Origin of the sequence: Stenotrophomonas maltophilia, assembly GCF_025642255.1 — a bacterium.
Taxonomy (GTDB): Bacteria; Pseudomonadota; Gammaproteobacteria; order Xanthomonadales; family Xanthomonadaceae; genus Stenotrophomonas; species Stenotrophomonas maltophilia_P.
In genome coordinates this window covers 1,022,601-1,037,913 of record NZ_CP106759.1, presented here as the reverse complement: position 1 = coordinate 1,037,913, position 15,313 = coordinate 1,022,601, and the positions used below count along the sequence as shown (strand labels likewise).

The window sequence follows — 15,313 nt, the reverse complement described above, 5'->3', positions numbered from 1 at the left end:
GAACGGGCCCGCCATTGGCGGGCCCTTCTTTTTGCTGCGGTGCAGGTTGCGTCGCCTTCCGTAATTATGGCGTAATTATCTCAACGCCAATCGGAAGCCGGTCGATGAACCCGAGCTGGGACACGCTGGAACGCAGCCGCCAGGCACGTCTGCAGCGGGCTGCGCCCTGGAGCAGAGGCCGTGCAGTGGCCGCCGACGATGTGGGCGAGCTGCTGCACGCCCTGCTTGAACCCGGCGACAAGGTCTGCCTCGAGGGCAACAACCAGAAGCAGGCCGACTTCCTGGCCGAATGCCTTGCCGGGCTGGACCCCGCCCGCGTGCATGATCTGCACATGGTGCAGTCGGTGCTGTCGCTGCCCTCGCATCTGGACGTGTTCGAGCGGGGCATTGCCTCGAAGCTGGACTTTTCCTTCTCAGGCCCGCAATCGGTGCGACTGGCCAACCTGGTAGCCGAAGGGCGGATCCAGATCGGGGCCATCCACACCTACCTGGAACTGTTCGGCCGCTACTTCATCGACCTCACGCCGCGCGTGGCCCTGGTCGCAGCGCAGGCCGCCGACCGCGACGGCAACCTCTACACCGGGCCGAACACCGAAGACACGCCGGTGATCGTCGAGGCGACCGCCTTCCGTGGGGGCATCGTCATCGCCCAGGTCAACGAGATCGTCGACACCCTCCCCCGCGTCGATATCCCCGCCGACTGGGTCAACTTCGTCGTGCAGGCACCGCGCCCGAACCACATCGAACCCCTGTTCACCCGCGACCCGGCACAGATCTCCGAGATCCAGGTGCTGATGGCGATGATGGCGATCAAGGGCATTTACGCCGAATACGGTGTGAACCGGCTCAATCACGGCATCGGCTTCGACACGGCCGCGATCGAACTGCTGCTGCCGACCTATGCCGAATCGCTGGGCCTGAAGGGCAAGATCTGCCAGCACTGGGCGCTCAATCCGCATCCGGCGCTGATTCCCGCGATCGAGTCGGGTTTCGTGAAGTCCGTGCACTCGTTCGGTTCGGAACTGGGCATGGAGAAGTACATCGCCGCGCGCGGTGATGTGTTCTTCACCGGCGCCGATGGCTCGATGCGCTCCAACCGCGCGTTCTCGCAGACCGCCGGCCTGTATGCGTGCGACATGTTCATCGGCTCGACGCTGCAGGTCGACCTGCAGGGCAACAGCTCCACCGCCACCCGCGACCGCATCGCCGGCTTCGGTGGCGCGCCGAACATGGGCTCGGATGCGCGCGGCCGCCGTCATGCCAGCGACGCCTGGATCAAGGCCGGCCAGCAGGCCGCACGCCCGGGCGAGATGCCACGCGGGCGCAAGCTGGTGGTACAGATGGTGGAGACCTTCCGCGAACACATGGCACCCGCGTTCGTTGACCGCCTCGATGCGTGGGCGCTGGCCGAACGCGCTGGCATGCCACTGCCACCGGTGATGATCTACGGCGATGACGTGAGCCATGTGCTGACCGAGGAAGGCATCGCCAACCTGCTGCTGTGCCGCACCGCGGAGGAGCGCGAACAGGCGATCCGCGGCGTGGCCGGTTACACCACGGTCGGTCTGGGCCGCGATCGCGCGATGGTGGAGAACCTGCGCGACCGGGGCGTGATCCGGCGACCGGAAGATCTTGGCATTTCGGTGCGCGACGCCAGTCGTGACCTGCTGGCCGCGCGCTCGGTGAAAGACCTGGTGCGCTGGTCCGGCGGTCTCTACGACCCGCCCAAGCGCTTCCGCAACTGGTAAGGGGCACGCGATGGAAACCCTCGACTATCGATTCGACGGAAGAACCCCGGTGCGGTTCCCGCACGACGCGGTGCTGGTGGGCGTGCTAGCGTCCGGCAATCTGGAAGTCCTGCTGGAACCTGCCGCGCAGGACGGCGCAATGACCGTACATGTCGTCACCGCCGCGCAGGGCTTCGGCACCATCTGGCAGGCGGTCATCGGTGATTTCGCCCGGCGGCATCCGCTGCGCGACGTGCGCGTATCGATCAACGATGCCGGTGCCACCCCAGCGGTGGTCAGCCTGCGCCTGGACCAGGCGGTGGAGACACTGCTCGCCGGAGAACCGCGATGAATCCGATGCCACGACGCAGCTACCACGAGGCCGATGCCCGTGCCCGTATCGCCGGGCTGGTCGATGCCGGATCGTTCACCGAGTATCTCGGGCCGGCCCGGCGCGCCATGAGCCCGCACCTGGCACAGCTGGACCAACCCGCCGCGTTCGACGATGGCATCGTGGTCGGTGCGGCCTCGCTGCGTGGCAGGCGCGTGCTGATTGCTGCACAGCAGGGCGAATTCATGGGGGGCGGTGTCGGCGAAGTACATGGCGCCAAGCTGACCGGCCTGCTGCGCCGGGCCGCGCAACACAGGCCCGACGGTGTGCTGCTGCTGCTCGACACCGGCGGCGTGCGCCTGCATGAAGCCAATGCGGGCCTGATCGCCATCTCCGAGATCATGCGCGCGACCCTGGACGCGCGCGCCACCGGCGTGCCGGTGGTGGCCCTCATCGGCAGCGGCAACGGCGCCTTCGGCGGCATGGGCATCGTCGCCCGCTGCTGCACCACGGTGATCATGTCCGAGGAAGGGCGACTGTCGCTGTCCGGGCCGGAAGTGATCGAGACCGTGCGCGGCGTAGAGGAGTTCGACTCGCGTGACCGTGCCCTCGTATGGCGGGTGACAGGCGGCAAGCACCGCTACCTCATCGACCAGGCGCAGGTTCTGGTTCCCGATGCCATCGACGCATTCGCCCAGGCCGCATTCGAGGCGCTGCAGCCAGACGCCGCCAGCGCAGACGCCGATGCCGCGCTGGCCGCGCTGCAGCAGCGACATGCCGCCCTGCAGGCCCGGGCAGAGGCCTGGGGGGACTGCCGCGATGGTCTGGAGATCTGGGCACGCCAGGGAATCGATGATCCCGAGCGCCTGCCGCTGCTGGACACCGACGCGTTCCTCGCCGCCACCGCCCACAGGAAACTGCCATGACCGCGCCGCTGCAGCCCCTGCTTGACGCGCTGTTCCCGCGCGGCCACGACGTAACCGTGCACGATTCCGTGCTGACGGGAAGCGCCAGTACCGAAGATGGCGAGGTCACGGTCATCGGCACCACTGACAAGCTGGAAGTCGGTGTCGATCATGCGCTGGCACTGGCGGCAACAGTACTCGCCAGCACCGCCGCACATCCGCAGCGACCGATCGTGATGCTGGTGGATACCGCAGGCCAACGCCTTTCGCGCCGCGACGAACTGCTCGGCATCAACGGTTACTTCGCCCACCTCGCGCAATGCCTGGACGTGGCGCGGCGACGCGGCGCACGGCTGGTGACCCTGGTCCATGGCGAGTCGGTCAGCGGTGGCTTCCTATCGTTCGGCCTGATGGCGGACACGATCCATGCGCTGCCGGATGCCCAGGTTCGGGTGATGGACCTGCGGGCGATGGCTCGCGTAACCAAGCAACCGCTGGAAAAGCTGCAGGCGCTGAGCCTGACTTCGCCGGTGTTCGCACCCGGAGTGGAAAACTACGTGGCGATGGGTGCGGTACGGTCGCTGTGGTCGGGCGAGCTGGCGCAGGCCTTGCTGGATGCCCTGCGCGCGCCGGCCGACGGCGACCACCGTGCCGCACTGGGTGCCGAACGGGGGGGCCGCCTGCAGGCGGCTGCCGTCGCGGGCGCGGTGGCCAACGGCGATGCCTGAGCGTCTGGCCCGCCACACGCTGGTCTGGTTGTCGGCCCACGCCGACTGGCTGGCCGATGTGGCTGCGCAGGAACCGCGGCTCGCCGCATGGTTCGCGCAGGGATTGCCGGCAATGGTCGCGCGACGCGCGGCAGACGACCCCGATTCCCGCCTGCGGCTGGGTGTGCCGTTGCCACCGGGCGAAGGCAAACAGCGGCTTGCACTGCGGGTGCCGCTGGAGGATGTACAGCGTCGGCAGGCGCCGCCGGCACTGAGCGACATCCTCGCGGCAGGCGTATGCCCCGCCTGGCAGGCACCGTTGCACGCTCTCGCCACGCTCGCGCCGGCCCGTGTGTTCGGCGCATTCGCCTGGCAGCACGTTACTGGCCTGCCCTATGTGCATGACCGTTCCGATATCGACCTGCTCTGGGAGGTCCCGGATGCGGCACGGGCCGATGCGCTGGTGACTCGGCTGCGGGCGTGGGAAGCGCAGCATCCGCAGCGGGTCGACGGCGAGCTGTGCCTGGCCCGTGGCGCTGCGGTGAACTGGCGCGAGTACGCCGGCAGCAGCCGTCAACTGCTGGTCAAACGCCTTGACGGCGCAGCCCTGGAAGCACGCCACCGTCTATTCGAGGGCAGCGGGGTGGCCGCATGAACGCCGTCGCGCCGCGCCTTGCCGGCCGCAGCACCGCGCCCGACAGTGCACGCCTAGGCCGCATGGCGATCGCCGCGCTGCATGCCGAGCTGGCCTGTGCGCCCAAGCCCGGCCTGGTCACGCCGTTCGACAGCGGCAGCCATGACGACATGGATGCCGGTACGTTCCTGCGCAGCCTGTTTGCCCTGCGCCACTATTTCACTGCGGTTGCCCGCGATGGCGCCGCCGAAGCGCCGTTCCATCGGCTGCGCGACCACGGCCTGGCCGCCGAAGCGGCGATGCTGCGCGCCACCGGCGGCGTCAACACCCACCGCGGAGCGATCTTCAGCCTGGGCTTGCTGGTGGCAGCGTCAGCCTCGTGCCGCACGCGTCTGGGCCGAGCCGCGACAGGTGAACAGGTATGCCAGGCGGTCTGCCAATGGGCGGACGCCTTCGCCACCTCGCCCCTGGATGTGAACAGTCCGGGGCAGCGCGCGCGCGCCCGTCACGGCGTGCCCGGCGTACGCGAGCAGGCGGCCGCTGGATATCCCCTGCTGCGTGGGCTGGCCCTGCCGGCACTGCGCCATGCGCTGGGCGCAGGGCTGCCACGCGAAGCTGCACTGGCCCATACCCTGATGCATCTGGTCGCAGAGGTCGAGGATCTGAACCTGCTGCATCGGGGCGGTGTTGCCGGACTGCGCTGGGCCCAGCAGCAGGCACGCGGATTCCTCGACGCCGGCGGTGCCTTTGCCGCCGGCTGGCAACCCCGCCTGCAGGACATCGGCGATGCCTTCGTCGCACGCCGGCTCAGCCCGGGTGGCAGCGCCGATCTGCTGGCCTGCAGCGTCTTCCTGCTGTTGCAGGAGCAGGCGTGATGCTGGCCCTGCTCTGTCCGGGACAAGGTGCCCAGCATGCTGCGATGTTCGATCACGTGCGCGGCAACAACGCCGCGCATGGCGTGCTGCTCGCCGCCAGCGAGGTGCTGCAGCGCGACGTGTTCACCGCTGCTGCGGCCGAGGACCGGTTCGACAATGCGCAGGCACAACCGCTGCTGTGCGCGGCCAGTCTGGCGCAGTGGCACGCCCTGCGCGATGCATTGCCGGTGCCGACCGTGGTGGCCGGCTACAGCATCGGCGAACTGGCGGCGCATGCCATTGCCGGCACCTTCGACGCTGGCAGCTGCCTGGCCCTGTCGGCACAGCGCGCGCATCTGATGGACGGTGCCAGCGCGGCAGGCGCCGGCATGCTGGCGGTGCTGGGCCTGGATCGTACGACGTTGCAAGCGCTGTGCGATGCGCAGGGTACCCACATCGCCATCGTCAACGGCGAGGATCACTTCATTGTGGGAGGCATCCGGCACACCCTGCAGCCGCTGGCCGATGCGGCGCACGCGCTCGGTGCGCAGGTGCGTCCGTTGCCGGTCCACGTCGCTGCCCACACGCCCCTGCTGGCGGCTGCGGTGGCGCCCTTCGCCGCCGCGCTGGAGCGCTCGGGCATGCGGGCACCCCGCCTGCCGCTGCTGGCGGGCATCGATGCACGGCCCGTGCGCGATGCCGCAACGGCGGTGCACAGCCTGTCGGCACAGCTGGCACAGACCATCGAGTGGGCACAGGTGATGCGGCAGGCCTTCGAGCGCGGTGCGCGGGTGTTCCTGCAGCTGGGCCCGGGCAATGCGCTCGCACGCATGGTCGCGCCGTCCTATCCCTGCTGCGAGTTCCGCGCGGTGGAAGAGTTCCAGAGCCTGCATGGCGCTGCGGCATGGGTCCGCAGTGCGCTGCAGCGCCTGCAGTAACGGGTTCGAGCAGTACGTATCACGCAACACTGCAGTACGTCGCCTTACCCCGGGGATGGCGGGTCTCCATCCGCGCTGTACGTGAGCCACGTGTCTGGGAGGGCGCATGAGTCCACAAATCGCAACGATCATCGGTCTGGTGATCATGTTCATCGTCGCCACCGCACTGCCGATCAACATGGGCGCAGTGGCCTTCGCACTGGCCTTCATCATCGGTGGTGTCTGGGTCGGCATGGGGGGCAAGGAAGTCCTCGCCGGCTTTCCCGGCGATCTGTTCCTGACCCTGGTCGGCATCACCTACCTGTTCGCCATCGCGCAGAAGAACGGCACCATCGACCTGCTGGTGCACTGGGCGGTACGCGCGGTGCGCGGCCACATCGTGGCCATTCCGTGGGTGATGTTCGTGGTCACCGCGGTGCTGACCGCCTTCGGCGCCCTCGGCCCGGCAGCGGTGGCGATCATCGGTCCGGTCGCGCTGCGCTTCGCCAAGCAGTACAACATCAACCCGTTGATGATGGGCCTGCTGGTCATCCACGGTGCGCAGGCCGGCGGCTTCTCGCCGATCAGCGTGTACGGCAGCATCACCAATGGCGTGGTGCAGAAGGCCGGGCTGGAGGTCACCGAGATGGCAGTGTTCCTGACCAGCCTCGGCTTCAACTTCATGATGGCGATCATCTGCTTCCTCGCCTTCGGCGGCATCGCGCTGATGCGACGTGGCTCGATTACCGCGGGCGGTGCGGAACTGGCAATGGCCGGTAGTCCGCAGGCGTCGTCGCGGCAGTTCGCCATCGAAGGCCATGGCGCGCTGGTGGCGGCCGGCGGCGGCACCCTGAGCAACGATCCGGCGGCGCTGGATGCAGTGGGTCTGACCCGGGAGCGGTTGTTCACCCTGGTCGGCCTGCTCGGCCTGGGCGTGGCGGCACTGATCTACAACCTCAACGTCGGCCTGGTGTCGATCACCGTCGCAGTGGCGCTGGCACTGCTCTCGCCGCAGAGCCAGAAGGGTGCGGTGGATGGCATCAGCTGGTCGACCGTTCTGTTGATCTGTGGCGTGGTGACCTATATCGGCGTGCTGGAGCATGCGGGCGCGGTCGACTTCATCGGCAACGGGGTCTCCAACATCGGCATTCCGCTGCTGGGCGCTCTGCTGGTGTGCTACGTCGGCGGTATCGTCTCCGCATTCGCATCATCCGCGGCGGTGCTCGGCGCAACGATTCCACTGGCGGTGCCGTTCCTGATGCAGGGGCACCTGGGTGCAGCCGGCGTGATCTGCGCACTGGCAGTGTCGTCCACCATCGTCGATGTCAGCCCCTTCTCCACCAACGGTGCACTGGTCGTGGCATCGGCGGCGAAGGAAGAACGCGAGACGCTGTTCCGCCGCTTCCTGGTCTACAGCGGCCTGGTGGTGGCATTGGGGCCGCTGCTGGCCTGGCTGGTGTTCGTGGTGCCGGGCTGGATGTAGGCGATGACCGGTCGTGCCGGCTGACGGCCGGCACTACCGCCAGCGGGTACACTCTGCCAATGGCCATCGCCCCTGCTCCACGGTCCCCGAAGAAGCGCGCCCCTCTGTACGAGGAGGTCGCCGAACATGTGCGTGAGCGCATCTATGACTATCGCCTGCCCCCCGGCGAATGGATCGACGAGCCTGCGCTGTGCAGTGAACTGGGCATCAGCCGCACCCCGCTGCGCGAGGCGCTGAAGCTGCTGGCAGCCGAAGGCCTGGTGCAGATCGACGCCGGGCGCGGCAGCCGGGTAACCCGGCTGACGCTGGAGGACCTCAACCAGCTGTTCCCGGTGATGGCCATGCTGGAGGGCCGCTGCGCGCATGAGGCGGTCAGGCATATCGATGATGCGGGCGTGGCCCAGCTGGAATCCCTGCATGCCGCGATGGAAGCGGCGGCGGCTGACGGCAACATCGCCGAGTATTACCGCAACAACTACCTCATCCACGAAACCGTGCAGCACTATGCCGGCAATCCGTGGCTGATCCGCATCACCCACGACCTGCACCGCATCCTGAAGATGCATCGCGGCCGGCAGCTGCTGACGCCCGGACGCACTGCGCAGTCGCTGGCCGAGCACCGCGAGCTGATGGAGTGCTTCCGTCGCCGTGATGCCGACGCGGCAGAGCGCACGATGGAACGGCACCTGCTCAGCCAGGGCCAGGCACTGGCCGCCTACGTGGCGGCCGGGGGCCTGCTGAACGTACCGGCGCCGCTGCCGACCGAAGGCGGTGCCTGAGCGAGCTGTCGCCCCGCCGGGCGTGGCCCGCATTGCGGGCGGTGGCTGACCCTGTTCCTGTGGCGTCAATCGCCGCAGCTGCCGCCGTCGCTGCCACAGTCCGCAGAGGGGGCATTGCCCTCGTGGGCGCCATCGCTGGCCCAGATCGCGCCGTCCTGGCTGCGTGCCTGCAGTCCGAGCGGGCCCTCGGCGGCTGCCACCAGCAGGCAGACGACGGCGCCGATCAGCGGCAGCAGCCAGATCACCAGCACCTGCGCGGCCCGGTTGCCCGACGACAATTCCTGCCGACGCAGAATCACCCAGCTCGCCAGCAGATTCAGGCCCAGCACCAGCAGGACCAGCAGAAGGGTCACGATCAGCACCAGGCGTCTCCCGGCATGGATATCGACGCCATTATGGCCCGCCGCCCCGCCAATGGCCCTGCCTGTCATGAAGATGGGACAATGTAGCGCGCGCCGGCCTGCCTCCTGGCCGCCGGGCCCCCCGCACCACACGGAAGAAGAAGAACAACAACATGCTGAAAGTCATTTTCGATACCGACCCGGGCGTCGACGACGCCCTGGCCCTGCTGTACCTGCACAAGCATCCGCAGATCGACCTGATCGGCGTTACCACCACCTTCGGCAACGCCTCGGTGGAGTCCACCACCCACAACGCGCTGTACCTGAAGCAGGCCTGGGCGCTGACTGCGCCGGTCGCGCGTGGCGCCGCGGGTCCCCTGCAGCCCGATGCCACTCCGGAAGCCTGGCCGGTGCACATCCACGGCCACAATGGCCTGGGCAATCACCCGGTACCTGCACAGCTGGACGTGACCGCCGACGCTCGTCCTGCGCACCAGTTGATCATCGATCTGGTGCGGGCCCATCCAGGCGAGGTCACGCTGGTCGCGGTCGGCCGCATGACCAACCTGGCCCTGGCCCTGCAGCAGGCACCGGAGATCGCCGGCCTGGTGCGTGGCGTGGTCATCATGGGGGGCGCCTTCCACGTCAACGGCAACATCACCCCGGCCGCCGAGGCCAATATCTGGGGCGATGCGGAAGCCGCCGACGTGGTGTTCACCGCACAATGGCCGGTCACCGCGATCGGCCTGGATGTCACCACCCGCGTCGAGATGGACCGTGACGGCCTGGACAAACTGGCTGCGGTCGGGGGTACCGATGCCGAACTGGTGCGTGCGCTGTCGCAGGATTACGTGGACTTCTACCTGCAGGCCGGCCACAAGGGCATGGTCGTGCACGATTGCTGCGCCTGCATCGCGCTCACCCGCCCGGAGCTGTTCCGCTTCGAGCGCGCAAGCGTGCGCGTGGCCACCGACGGCGTCGCCCGTGGCATGACCATTCCCAAGCCTGAAGGCCTGGCATTCGGCCCCAGCGTATGGGACGGCCACGTGGTGCAGTCGATTGCCATTGGCGTGGATGCCGCCGCCGTGCTGGCCGACATCGAGCAGACGCTGAAGGTGTGACCGGCTAGGATCCGCCCTGCTTGCCAGGGCGGGTCTTCCGCGTCGATGCCGTTTCCGGCAGCGTCCACAGCACCGGCAACACCAGCAATGCGACCAGCGCGATCATCGCGCCCGGTGCCGCCGCCCAGCCGCTGCGCTCCACCCACCACTGCGCCAGCCACGGTGTCGCACCGCCGAAGACCGCCGTGGCCATGGTCACGCCCAGTGCCAGCCCGCTTACCCGGCCCTCGCCCGGAAACTGCTCGGCCGTGGCCGGTGCCGCGACCGCGCTCACGCCACCGGCCACGCAGGCCAGCAGCACCGCAGCAACGGCGATACCCAACGGCGTGGTATGCGCCATCCAGCCGAACAACGACAGCGGCAGCAACGCCGCCAGTACCGTCAGGCCCAACAGCAGCGGGCGCCGGCCGAAGCGATCGGACAACGCACCGCACAAGGGAGTGATGGCGATCACGGCCACCGCCGCGATCGTCGACAGCCACAGGGCATCGCCCTCGTCGTGCCCCTGTGCGTGCAGGAACGCGGGCACATAGGTGATGCCGACGTAGTAGGTGATCGAGCCCAGCGCGGAAATGGCGAAGGTGCGCGCTACCGCCTGCGGATGGTGGCGCAGCACGTGGCGCAGCGGCGTGGCAGGAATGCTGCCCTCGCGACGCTGCCGCTCGAACTCCGGCGATTCATGCATGCCCGAACGCGCGATCAGGATGACCAGCGCCAGTGCAGCACCGACGAAGAACGGAATGCGCCATCCCCAGCTGTCCAGTTGTACCTGCGGCAGCAGCGCGACCGTCAGTGCGGAGATCGCCACCGCCAGCAGCGCGCCCACTTCGCTGGCCGCCGAGGCCAACGAGGTCACCAATCCACGCCGGCGTGCCGGAGCGCTTTCCAGCAGATAGGCGACTACGCCCGTGTATTCACCGCCCACCGAGAATGCCATCACGCACCGCAGCACCAGCAGCAGCACACCCGCCGTCGTGCCCGCCGTCGCGGCGGTAGGCAGCAGCGCGGTGGCCAGCATGGCTGCAGCCATCAGCGCCATCGAGGCCAGCAGCATCCAGCGCCGCCCCAAGCGGTCACCGAGGTGACCGAAGCACAGCGCGCCGAGTGGGCGCATCAGGTAGGACACGGCAAATCCCGCAAGGGTGACCAGCATCGCCTGTTCGCCGCCGCCGAAAAACACCCGCGACAGCACCGTGGCGAAATAGAGGTACAGGGTAAAGTCGTACCACTCCACCACGGTGGACAGGCCGGCGACCCACATCGAGCGCTGCTGTGTCGCACTCATCGCCTGTTCGCCTTCGCCACCATCGTTTCCCTGTCTGCGGTCCGTGCGCAGGGTGCCACCACGCGGGTGACGGCACGGTGGACCCGCTGCACGACGGGCGCGGACCGCAGACGGCTCAGGGTGCGCGGCGCAGGGTGATCAGGGTGATCTCCGAGGGCACGCCGATGCGTGCCGGGAAGCCGGCCCACAGTCCCGCACCGTTGCTCACATACAGCGTCATGTCATCGACGCGGTACCGTCCGGAGACGAAACCGCCGTTGGCACGCTTCACCAGCTGGTCCATGCCGAGGATCTGGCCGCCATGGGTATGGCCGGACAGCTGCAGCTTGACCCCGCGTGCGGCCGCGTCCTTCGCATTGCGTGGGCGGTGGTCGAGCAGAATCACCGGGGCGGCCGGATCCGCACCCGCCAGCGCCGCCTCCAGATCGGGCAGCGGCAGGCCATAGCGCGCGGCCACCGGATCGGTGACACCGGCGATCGTCATCGCCGCATCCCCACGCCGCACCTGCACGTGGCTGTTCTCCAGCACCTGCATGTGCAGCGCACGGAACGCCTGCATCCATTCGCTGTACTGGGCGTAGTACTCGTGATTGCCGGTGATGGCGATCACCCCGTCCGGCGCCCTCAGTTCACCCAGGGGCCGGAAGTCATTGCGCCGTGCCTGCACGGTGCCATCGATCAGGTCGCCGGTGATGACGACCAGGTCGGGCGCCAGGGCATTGCTTTCGGCCACGACCTGACGCACCCAGTCGCCGGTCAGCAGGCGGCTGGCGTGGATGTCGGTAAGCTGCAGTACGCGGTAACCCTCGAACGCGGCAGGCAGGCCGGCAATGGCCACCTCGATCTGTCGGGTCTTGGGCACCGCCATGCCCTGGCTCACGCCCCAGGCACTGACCAGCAGAGCCAGCAGGCCTGCGCCCGGGCGCAGCCACGGCGCGCGCAGCGCTGCGGTCACACGGGGCCTGCGCAGAACCCACGCGCCAAGCAGGCCCACGTCCATTACCAGCATCACCAGTGCCAGCAGCAGTACCGCAGTGGAGCCGGTGGCGAGCACGGCGATGGCCAGCTTGGGGATTTCCGGCGAGGCCATCGTGCCCCAGAACGTGGCCACGATCCGCAGCTGGACGGCGATGGCGACCAGCAGCAGGGACAGCAGTACCTTCAACCACACGGGCAGGCGCAGCGGCCAGAACAGGCGAAGGGCCACATACACGCCCATCAGCAAACCAATCGTACTCAGCACTGCGACGTTCCTGGACGAAGACAAGAGCCCGCCATGGTGACGGCTGCGGACAGCGTTGTGTAGAGCCGGGCCATGCCCGGCTGCTCAGTTCGCAGTCGAGCACGCTGGACGCTACGGAAGCCCGAGGCGCTCCACCCGCAGGCGGACAATGCGCCGCTTCTCCATGGCCAGTACGGTGATGCGGGCATCCGCTACTTCGACCGCATCGCCCACATCCGGCAGGCGGCCAAGCTGGTCCAGCACCAGGCCGGAGATGGTCATGTAGTCGGCACTGCGGGGCAGCGACACGCCGGCCAGCCGTTGCAGGTCATCCAGCGTCAACGCGCCGTCGGCCTCCCATTGGCCCTCGTCCAGCGCCACTACGCCGTAACGCTCGTCCTGGGTATCGACCAGATCGCCCGCGATCGCCGCCAGCAGGTCATTGGCGGTCACCAGGCCTTCCACACTGCCGTACTCGTCCACCGCTACCGCCAGCGGTACCGGGTGCAGGCGGATCAGTTCAAGCGCCTGCAACGCGCTGGCGCTGGACAGCACGTACTGCGGCTGGCGCAGGTTGGCTTCCAGCTGCAGCGGCCTGCCCTGCAGCAGGTCGGCCAGCAGGTCGCGGCTCTGCACCACACCACGCAGGCTGTCCAGATCACCCTCGCCCACGAGCAGGCGCGTGTGCGGCGACGCCACCAGGCGCGCCACCACGTCGTCCTGGCCGCGCGCCAGATCGATCCACTGCACGTCGGCGCGCACGGTCATCACACTGGACACAGGCCGGTCAGCCAGGCCCAGCACGCTGCGGATCATCTCGTGTTCGGCCGGCTGCAGGCGTTCCTCCGGATCACCGTGGTCTTCTTCGCTGGCATCGTCGTGGCCATTGGCCGGACGGGCGCCCAGCAGGCGCAGCACGGCATCGGCAGTGCGCTGACGGAACGGCTGGCGACGCTCGTTGCGCTCGCGGTTGAAGCGCACCCACTGGTTGAAGGCTTCCACCAGGATCGAGAACGCGATCGCCGCGTACAGGTAGCCCTTTGGAATCTTGTAACCCAGCCCCTCGGCGACCAGGCTGAAGCCGATCATCAACAGGAAGCCCAGGCACAGCACCACCACCGTGGGATGCTTGTTGACGAAGCGGGTCAGCGGCTTGCTGGCCACCAGCATCAGTGCCATCGCGATGGTCACCGCGGCATACATCACGCCCAGGTTGTCGACCATGCCCACGGCAGTGATCACCGAGTCCAGCGAGAACACGGCGTCCAGCACTACGATCTGTGCCACCACCATGGCAAAGCTGGCGTAGACCTTCTTGCCGTCTTCCTGGTGACTGCGGCCCTCCAGCCGCTCATGCAGCTCCATGGTGCCCTTGAACAGCAGGAACAGGCCACCGCCCAGCAGGATCAGGTCGCGTCCGGAGAAGCTGTGACCGAACAGCGTGACCAGCGGCTCGGTCAGCTTCATGATCCACGCCAGCGCGGCCAGCAGCACCAGCCGCATCAGCAGCGCCAGCGTCAGGCCGATCACCCGCGCACGGTCGCGCTGGTGCGGCGGCAGTTTGTCGGCAAGGATCGCGATGAACACCAGGTTGTCGATGCCGAGCACGATCTCGAGCACTACCAGGGTTGCAAGTCCCATCCATATCGAGGGGTCAGCCAACCATTCCATTTCGGGTCCGTTTCGTCAGTAGGTCAGGGGGAAAAACAAAAGCTTCAGCCGCCATCGTGCGCCTGCGTCGGGTCGTAGCCGAGCAGGTCGCCGGGTGTGCATTGCAGCTCCCGGCAGATGGCATCCAGCGTGGAAAAGCGGATGGCGCGGGCCTTGCCGGTTTTCAGGATGGACAGATTGGCCAGCGTGATGTCGATGCGCCCCGCCAGCTCGGACAGGGTCATGCCACGCGCCTGCAGCATGCGGTCCAACGTGATCACTACGGCCATCAGGTCAGGTCCATCAGATCAGGCCATCCAGGTCGTCGCGCATCGCCGCGCCGACCGCGAACACGCGCGCCAGCACGAACAGCATCAGTACCGCGACCAGACCGGTGATGGACATGCCTCCGCCCACCTCCATCCAGGCGAAATCAGGCCCCATCCAGGCAGCGTAGAGGCCGATCACGATCGACAGCAGTTCCATCGCCAGCATCAACCAGGCCATGCGCTGCAGGCGCCGGGCATTGGCATGGGTGAAGGGGCGTTCGCGGGCAGCGGACCTCAGCATCCGCGCGAGGTGTCGAAGGAACACCAGGCACAGCACCAGCAGGGCAACGATGGTGCCCAGGCCGATGCAGAAGTGCAGGAACAGATCGCCTCCGTGGGCGGCGGCAGTACGTGCATCATGCACGGCATCCAGCAGCCAGCGGCGGTCGTAGGCGACCAGCGGCACGGCCAGCAGTGCGGCCAGGATGCCCAGCCAGCACATGGCCCGCACGGCCTGCACGGCGGTCTGGGCCAGGGTGAACAAGCCTCGCGCGGGTCTGGCGCGGGCGGGACGAGCGGTCAAGCGGCCTCCGGTATTGGGGTGGCCCTGCCGCCCCGGGGTGGATTTATCGATAAACGATATACCACATCCCGAAGTGAAAGGCTGAACGTCGGCGCTGTTGCACGCGAGCTTCGAACCCGCCTCCGCACTTGACACCCCAGTGACGATTTGATTATTAATTAACTAATTAGTTAATCACATTCTCATGGATCGCATCTTCGAAGCACTCGCCTCAACCGCCCGGCGGCAGGTCCTGGCCTATCTCAGCGCCGGTGAACTCAGTGCGGGCGAACTGTCCGAGCGCTTCGATTTCAGCAAGCCGGCACTGTCCAACCATCTGCGCATCCTTGAAGAGGCAGGTCTGATCGAACGCGAGAAGCGTGGCCAGTACGTGTACTTCCGACAGGTGCCCGACCGGCTTGCCAACACCTTGTTCTCGTGGGCTGCCGAAGTCTGCCCGGTGGGCGGCCCACTCAAGCGCGAAGCGCGCGCACGCCGCAAGTCACCCGCCCCCTGAGGAGCCGCC

General features: G+C 67.8%; 17 protein-coding genes. 11 read left to right on the top strand and 6 right to left on the bottom strand.

The annotated features are described in order from the left end of the window. The first annotated feature begins 104 nt into the window (after positions 1-104). The 9 genes from mdcA to N8888_RS04835 all read left to right on the top strand — a co-directional run bounded on the left by mdcA (position 105) and on the right by N8888_RS04835 (position 8,337). Positions 105-1,748, top strand: coding sequence for a malonate decarboxylase subunit alpha (gene mdcA, locus N8888_RS04875; protein WP_065174588.1), 1,644 nt, complete (start codon positions 105-107; stop codon positions 1,746-1,748). 10 nt (positions 1,749-1,758) lie between these two features. Continuing rightward, the gene (gene mdcC, locus N8888_RS04870) at positions 1,759-2,079 is read left to right on the top strand and encodes a malonate decarboxylase acyl carrier protein (RefSeq protein WP_053516201.1); all 321 of its coding nucleotides are present in this window, start codon (positions 1,759-1,761) and stop codon (positions 2,077-2,079) included. Next, positions 2,076-2,984: a biotin-independent malonate decarboxylase subunit beta gene (locus N8888_RS04865; protein WP_053516203.1), complete on the top strand. Its 909-nt coding sequence runs from the start codon at positions 2,076-2,078 to the stop codon at positions 2,982-2,984. The genes mdcC and N8888_RS04865 overlap by 4 nt, the downstream gene beginning before the upstream one ends. Next, on the top strand, positions 2,981-3,691 hold the full coding sequence (gene mdcE / locus N8888_RS04860; RefSeq protein ID WP_053516205.1) for a biotin-independent malonate decarboxylase subunit gamma: 711 nt from the start codon (positions 2,981-2,983) through the stop codon (positions 3,689-3,691). The genes N8888_RS04865 and mdcE overlap by 4 nt, the downstream gene beginning before the upstream one ends. Beyond that, positions 3,684-4,325 carry a malonate decarboxylase holo-[acyl-carrier-protein] synthase gene (gene mdcG, locus N8888_RS04855; RefSeq protein WP_197600823.1) on the top strand — a complete coding sequence of 214 codons (642 nt, stop codon included), beginning with the start codon at positions 3,684-3,686 and terminating at the stop codon, positions 4,323-4,325. Before mdcE ends, mdcG begins: the two co-directional genes overlap by 8 nt. Beyond that, entirely contained in the window at positions 4,322-5,179 is an 858-nt protein-coding gene (gene mdcB, locus N8888_RS04850) for a triphosphoribosyl-dephospho-CoA synthase MdcB (protein WP_128989346.1), read from the top strand. Before mdcG ends, mdcB begins: the two co-directional genes overlap by 4 nt. Further along, positions 5,176-6,096: a malonate decarboxylase subunit epsilon gene (mdcH, locus tag N8888_RS04845; protein ID WP_197571092.1), complete on the top strand. Its 921-nt coding sequence runs from the start codon at positions 5,176-5,178 to the stop codon at positions 6,094-6,096. The genes mdcB and mdcH overlap by 4 nt, the downstream gene beginning before the upstream one ends. Positions 6,097-6,202: 106 nt before the next feature. Next, positions 6,203-7,558 (top strand): SLC13 family permease, encoded by a 1,356-nt coding sequence (locus tag N8888_RS04840; RefSeq protein WP_263177787.1) that lies wholly within the window; start codon positions 6,203-6,205, stop codon positions 7,556-7,558. Positions 7,559-7,617: 59 nt separating this feature from the next. Continuing rightward, positions 7,618-8,337 carry a GntR family transcriptional regulator gene (locus N8888_RS04835; protein ID WP_065174583.1) on the top strand — a complete coding sequence of 240 codons (720 nt, stop codon included), beginning with the start codon at positions 7,618-7,620 and terminating at the stop codon, positions 8,335-8,337. A 65-nt stretch (positions 8,338-8,402) separates the two neighbouring features. On the opposite strand, the gene N8888_RS04830 is transcribed toward N8888_RS04835, so the two are convergent. After that, a complete protein-coding gene (locus N8888_RS04830) occupies positions 8,403-8,699 on the bottom strand; it encodes a hypothetical protein (RefSeq protein WP_065174582.1) in 297 nt (98 codons plus the stop codon). Positions 8,700-8,851: 152 nt separating this feature from the next. Here N8888_RS04830 and N8888_RS04825 point away from each other — a divergent pair, with 152 nt between their 5' ends. Next, positions 8,852-9,799 (top strand): nucleoside hydrolase, encoded by a 948-nt coding sequence (locus tag N8888_RS04825; protein WP_164151785.1) that lies wholly within the window; start codon positions 8,852-8,854, stop codon positions 9,797-9,799. A 4-nt stretch (positions 9,800-9,803) separates the two neighbouring features. Here N8888_RS04825 and N8888_RS04820 read toward each other — a convergent pair whose 3' ends face one another. The 5 genes from N8888_RS04820 to N8888_RS04800 form a co-directional block, all read right to left on the bottom strand. After that, on the bottom strand, positions 9,804-11,084 hold the full coding sequence (locus tag N8888_RS04820; RefSeq protein ID WP_065182383.1) for an MFS transporter: 1,281 nt from the start codon (positions 11,082-11,084) through the stop codon (positions 9,804-9,806). Between the two features lie 115 nt (positions 11,085-11,199). Further along, the gene (locus N8888_RS04815) at positions 11,200-12,327 is read right to left on the bottom strand and encodes a metallophosphoesterase (protein ID WP_065182384.1); all 1,128 of its coding nucleotides are present in this window, start codon (positions 12,325-12,327) and stop codon (positions 11,200-11,202) included. A 111-nt stretch (positions 12,328-12,438) separates the two neighbouring features. Next, positions 12,439-13,977 carry a TerC family protein gene (locus tag N8888_RS04810; protein WP_065174578.1) on the bottom strand — a complete coding sequence of 513 codons (1,539 nt, stop codon included), beginning with the start codon at positions 13,975-13,977 and terminating at the stop codon, positions 12,439-12,441. A 44-nt stretch (positions 13,978-14,021) separates the two neighbouring features. Further along, positions 14,022-14,246 carry a helix-turn-helix domain-containing protein gene (locus N8888_RS04805; protein ID WP_065174577.1) on the bottom strand — a complete coding sequence of 75 codons (225 nt, stop codon included), beginning with the start codon at positions 14,244-14,246 and terminating at the stop codon, positions 14,022-14,024. Positions 14,247-14,259: 13 nt separating this feature from the next. Next, positions 14,260-14,727: a DUF2975 domain-containing protein gene (locus tag N8888_RS04800; RefSeq protein ID WP_065174736.1), complete on the bottom strand. Its 468-nt coding sequence runs from the start codon at positions 14,725-14,727 to the stop codon at positions 14,260-14,262. A gap of 259 nt (positions 14,728-14,986) precedes the next feature. Between N8888_RS04800 and N8888_RS04795 the strand changes: the two genes are divergently transcribed. Beyond that, positions 14,987-15,304, top strand: coding sequence for an ArsR/SmtB family transcription factor (locus tag N8888_RS04795; protein ID WP_196768758.1), 318 nt, complete (start codon positions 14,987-14,989; stop codon positions 15,302-15,304). Positions 15,305-15,313 lie beyond the last annotated feature (9 nt).

What these genes read in the sequence shown, in the direction of transcription:
- mdcA (WP_065174588.1), top strand. Translation starts at nt 105, where the DNA reads ATGAACCCGAGCTGGGACACGCTGGAACGCAGCCGCCAGGCACGTCTG.
- N8888_RS04835 (WP_065174583.1), top strand. Translation starts at nt 7,618, where the DNA reads ATGGCCATCGCCCCTGCTCCACGGTCCCCGAAGAAGCGCGCCCCTCTG.
- mdcC (WP_053516201.1), top strand. Translation starts at nt 1,759, where the DNA reads ATGGAAACCCTCGACTATCGATTCGACGGAAGAACCCCGGTGCGGTTC.
- N8888_RS04825 (WP_164151785.1), top strand. Translation starts at nt 8,852, where the DNA reads ATGCTGAAAGTCATTTTCGATACCGACCCGGGCGTCGACGACGCCCTG.
- mdcE (WP_053516205.1), top strand. Translation starts at nt 2,981, where the DNA reads ATGACCGCGCCGCTGCAGCCCCTGCTTGACGCGCTGTTCCCGCGCGGC.
- N8888_RS04800 (WP_065174736.1), bottom strand. Translation starts at nt 14,727, where the DNA reads ATGTGCTGGCTGGGCATCCTGGCCGCACTGCTGGCCGTGCCGCTGGTC.
- N8888_RS04840 (WP_263177787.1), top strand. Translation starts at nt 6,203, where the DNA reads ATGAGTCCACAAATCGCAACGATCATCGGTCTGGTGATCATGTTCATC.
- N8888_RS04810 (WP_065174578.1), bottom strand. Translation starts at nt 13,977, where the DNA reads ATGGAATGGTTGGCTGACCCCTCGATATGGATGGGACTTGCAACCCTG.
- mdcG (WP_197600823.1), top strand. Translation starts at nt 3,684, where the DNA reads ATGCCTGAGCGTCTGGCCCGCCACACGCTGGTCTGGTTGTCGGCCCAC.
- N8888_RS04805 (WP_065174577.1), bottom strand. Translation starts at nt 14,246, where the DNA reads ATGGCCGTAGTGATCACGTTGGACCGCATGCTGCAGGCGCGTGGCATG.
- N8888_RS04820 (WP_065182383.1), bottom strand. Translation starts at nt 11,084, where the DNA reads ATGAGTGCGACACAGCAGCGCTCGATGTGGGTCGCCGGCCTGTCCACC.
- mdcB (WP_128989346.1), top strand. Translation starts at nt 4,322, where the DNA reads ATGAACGCCGTCGCGCCGCGCCTTGCCGGCCGCAGCACCGCGCCCGAC.
- N8888_RS04865 (WP_053516203.1), top strand. Translation starts at nt 2,076, where the DNA reads ATGAATCCGATGCCACGACGCAGCTACCACGAGGCCGATGCCCGTGCC.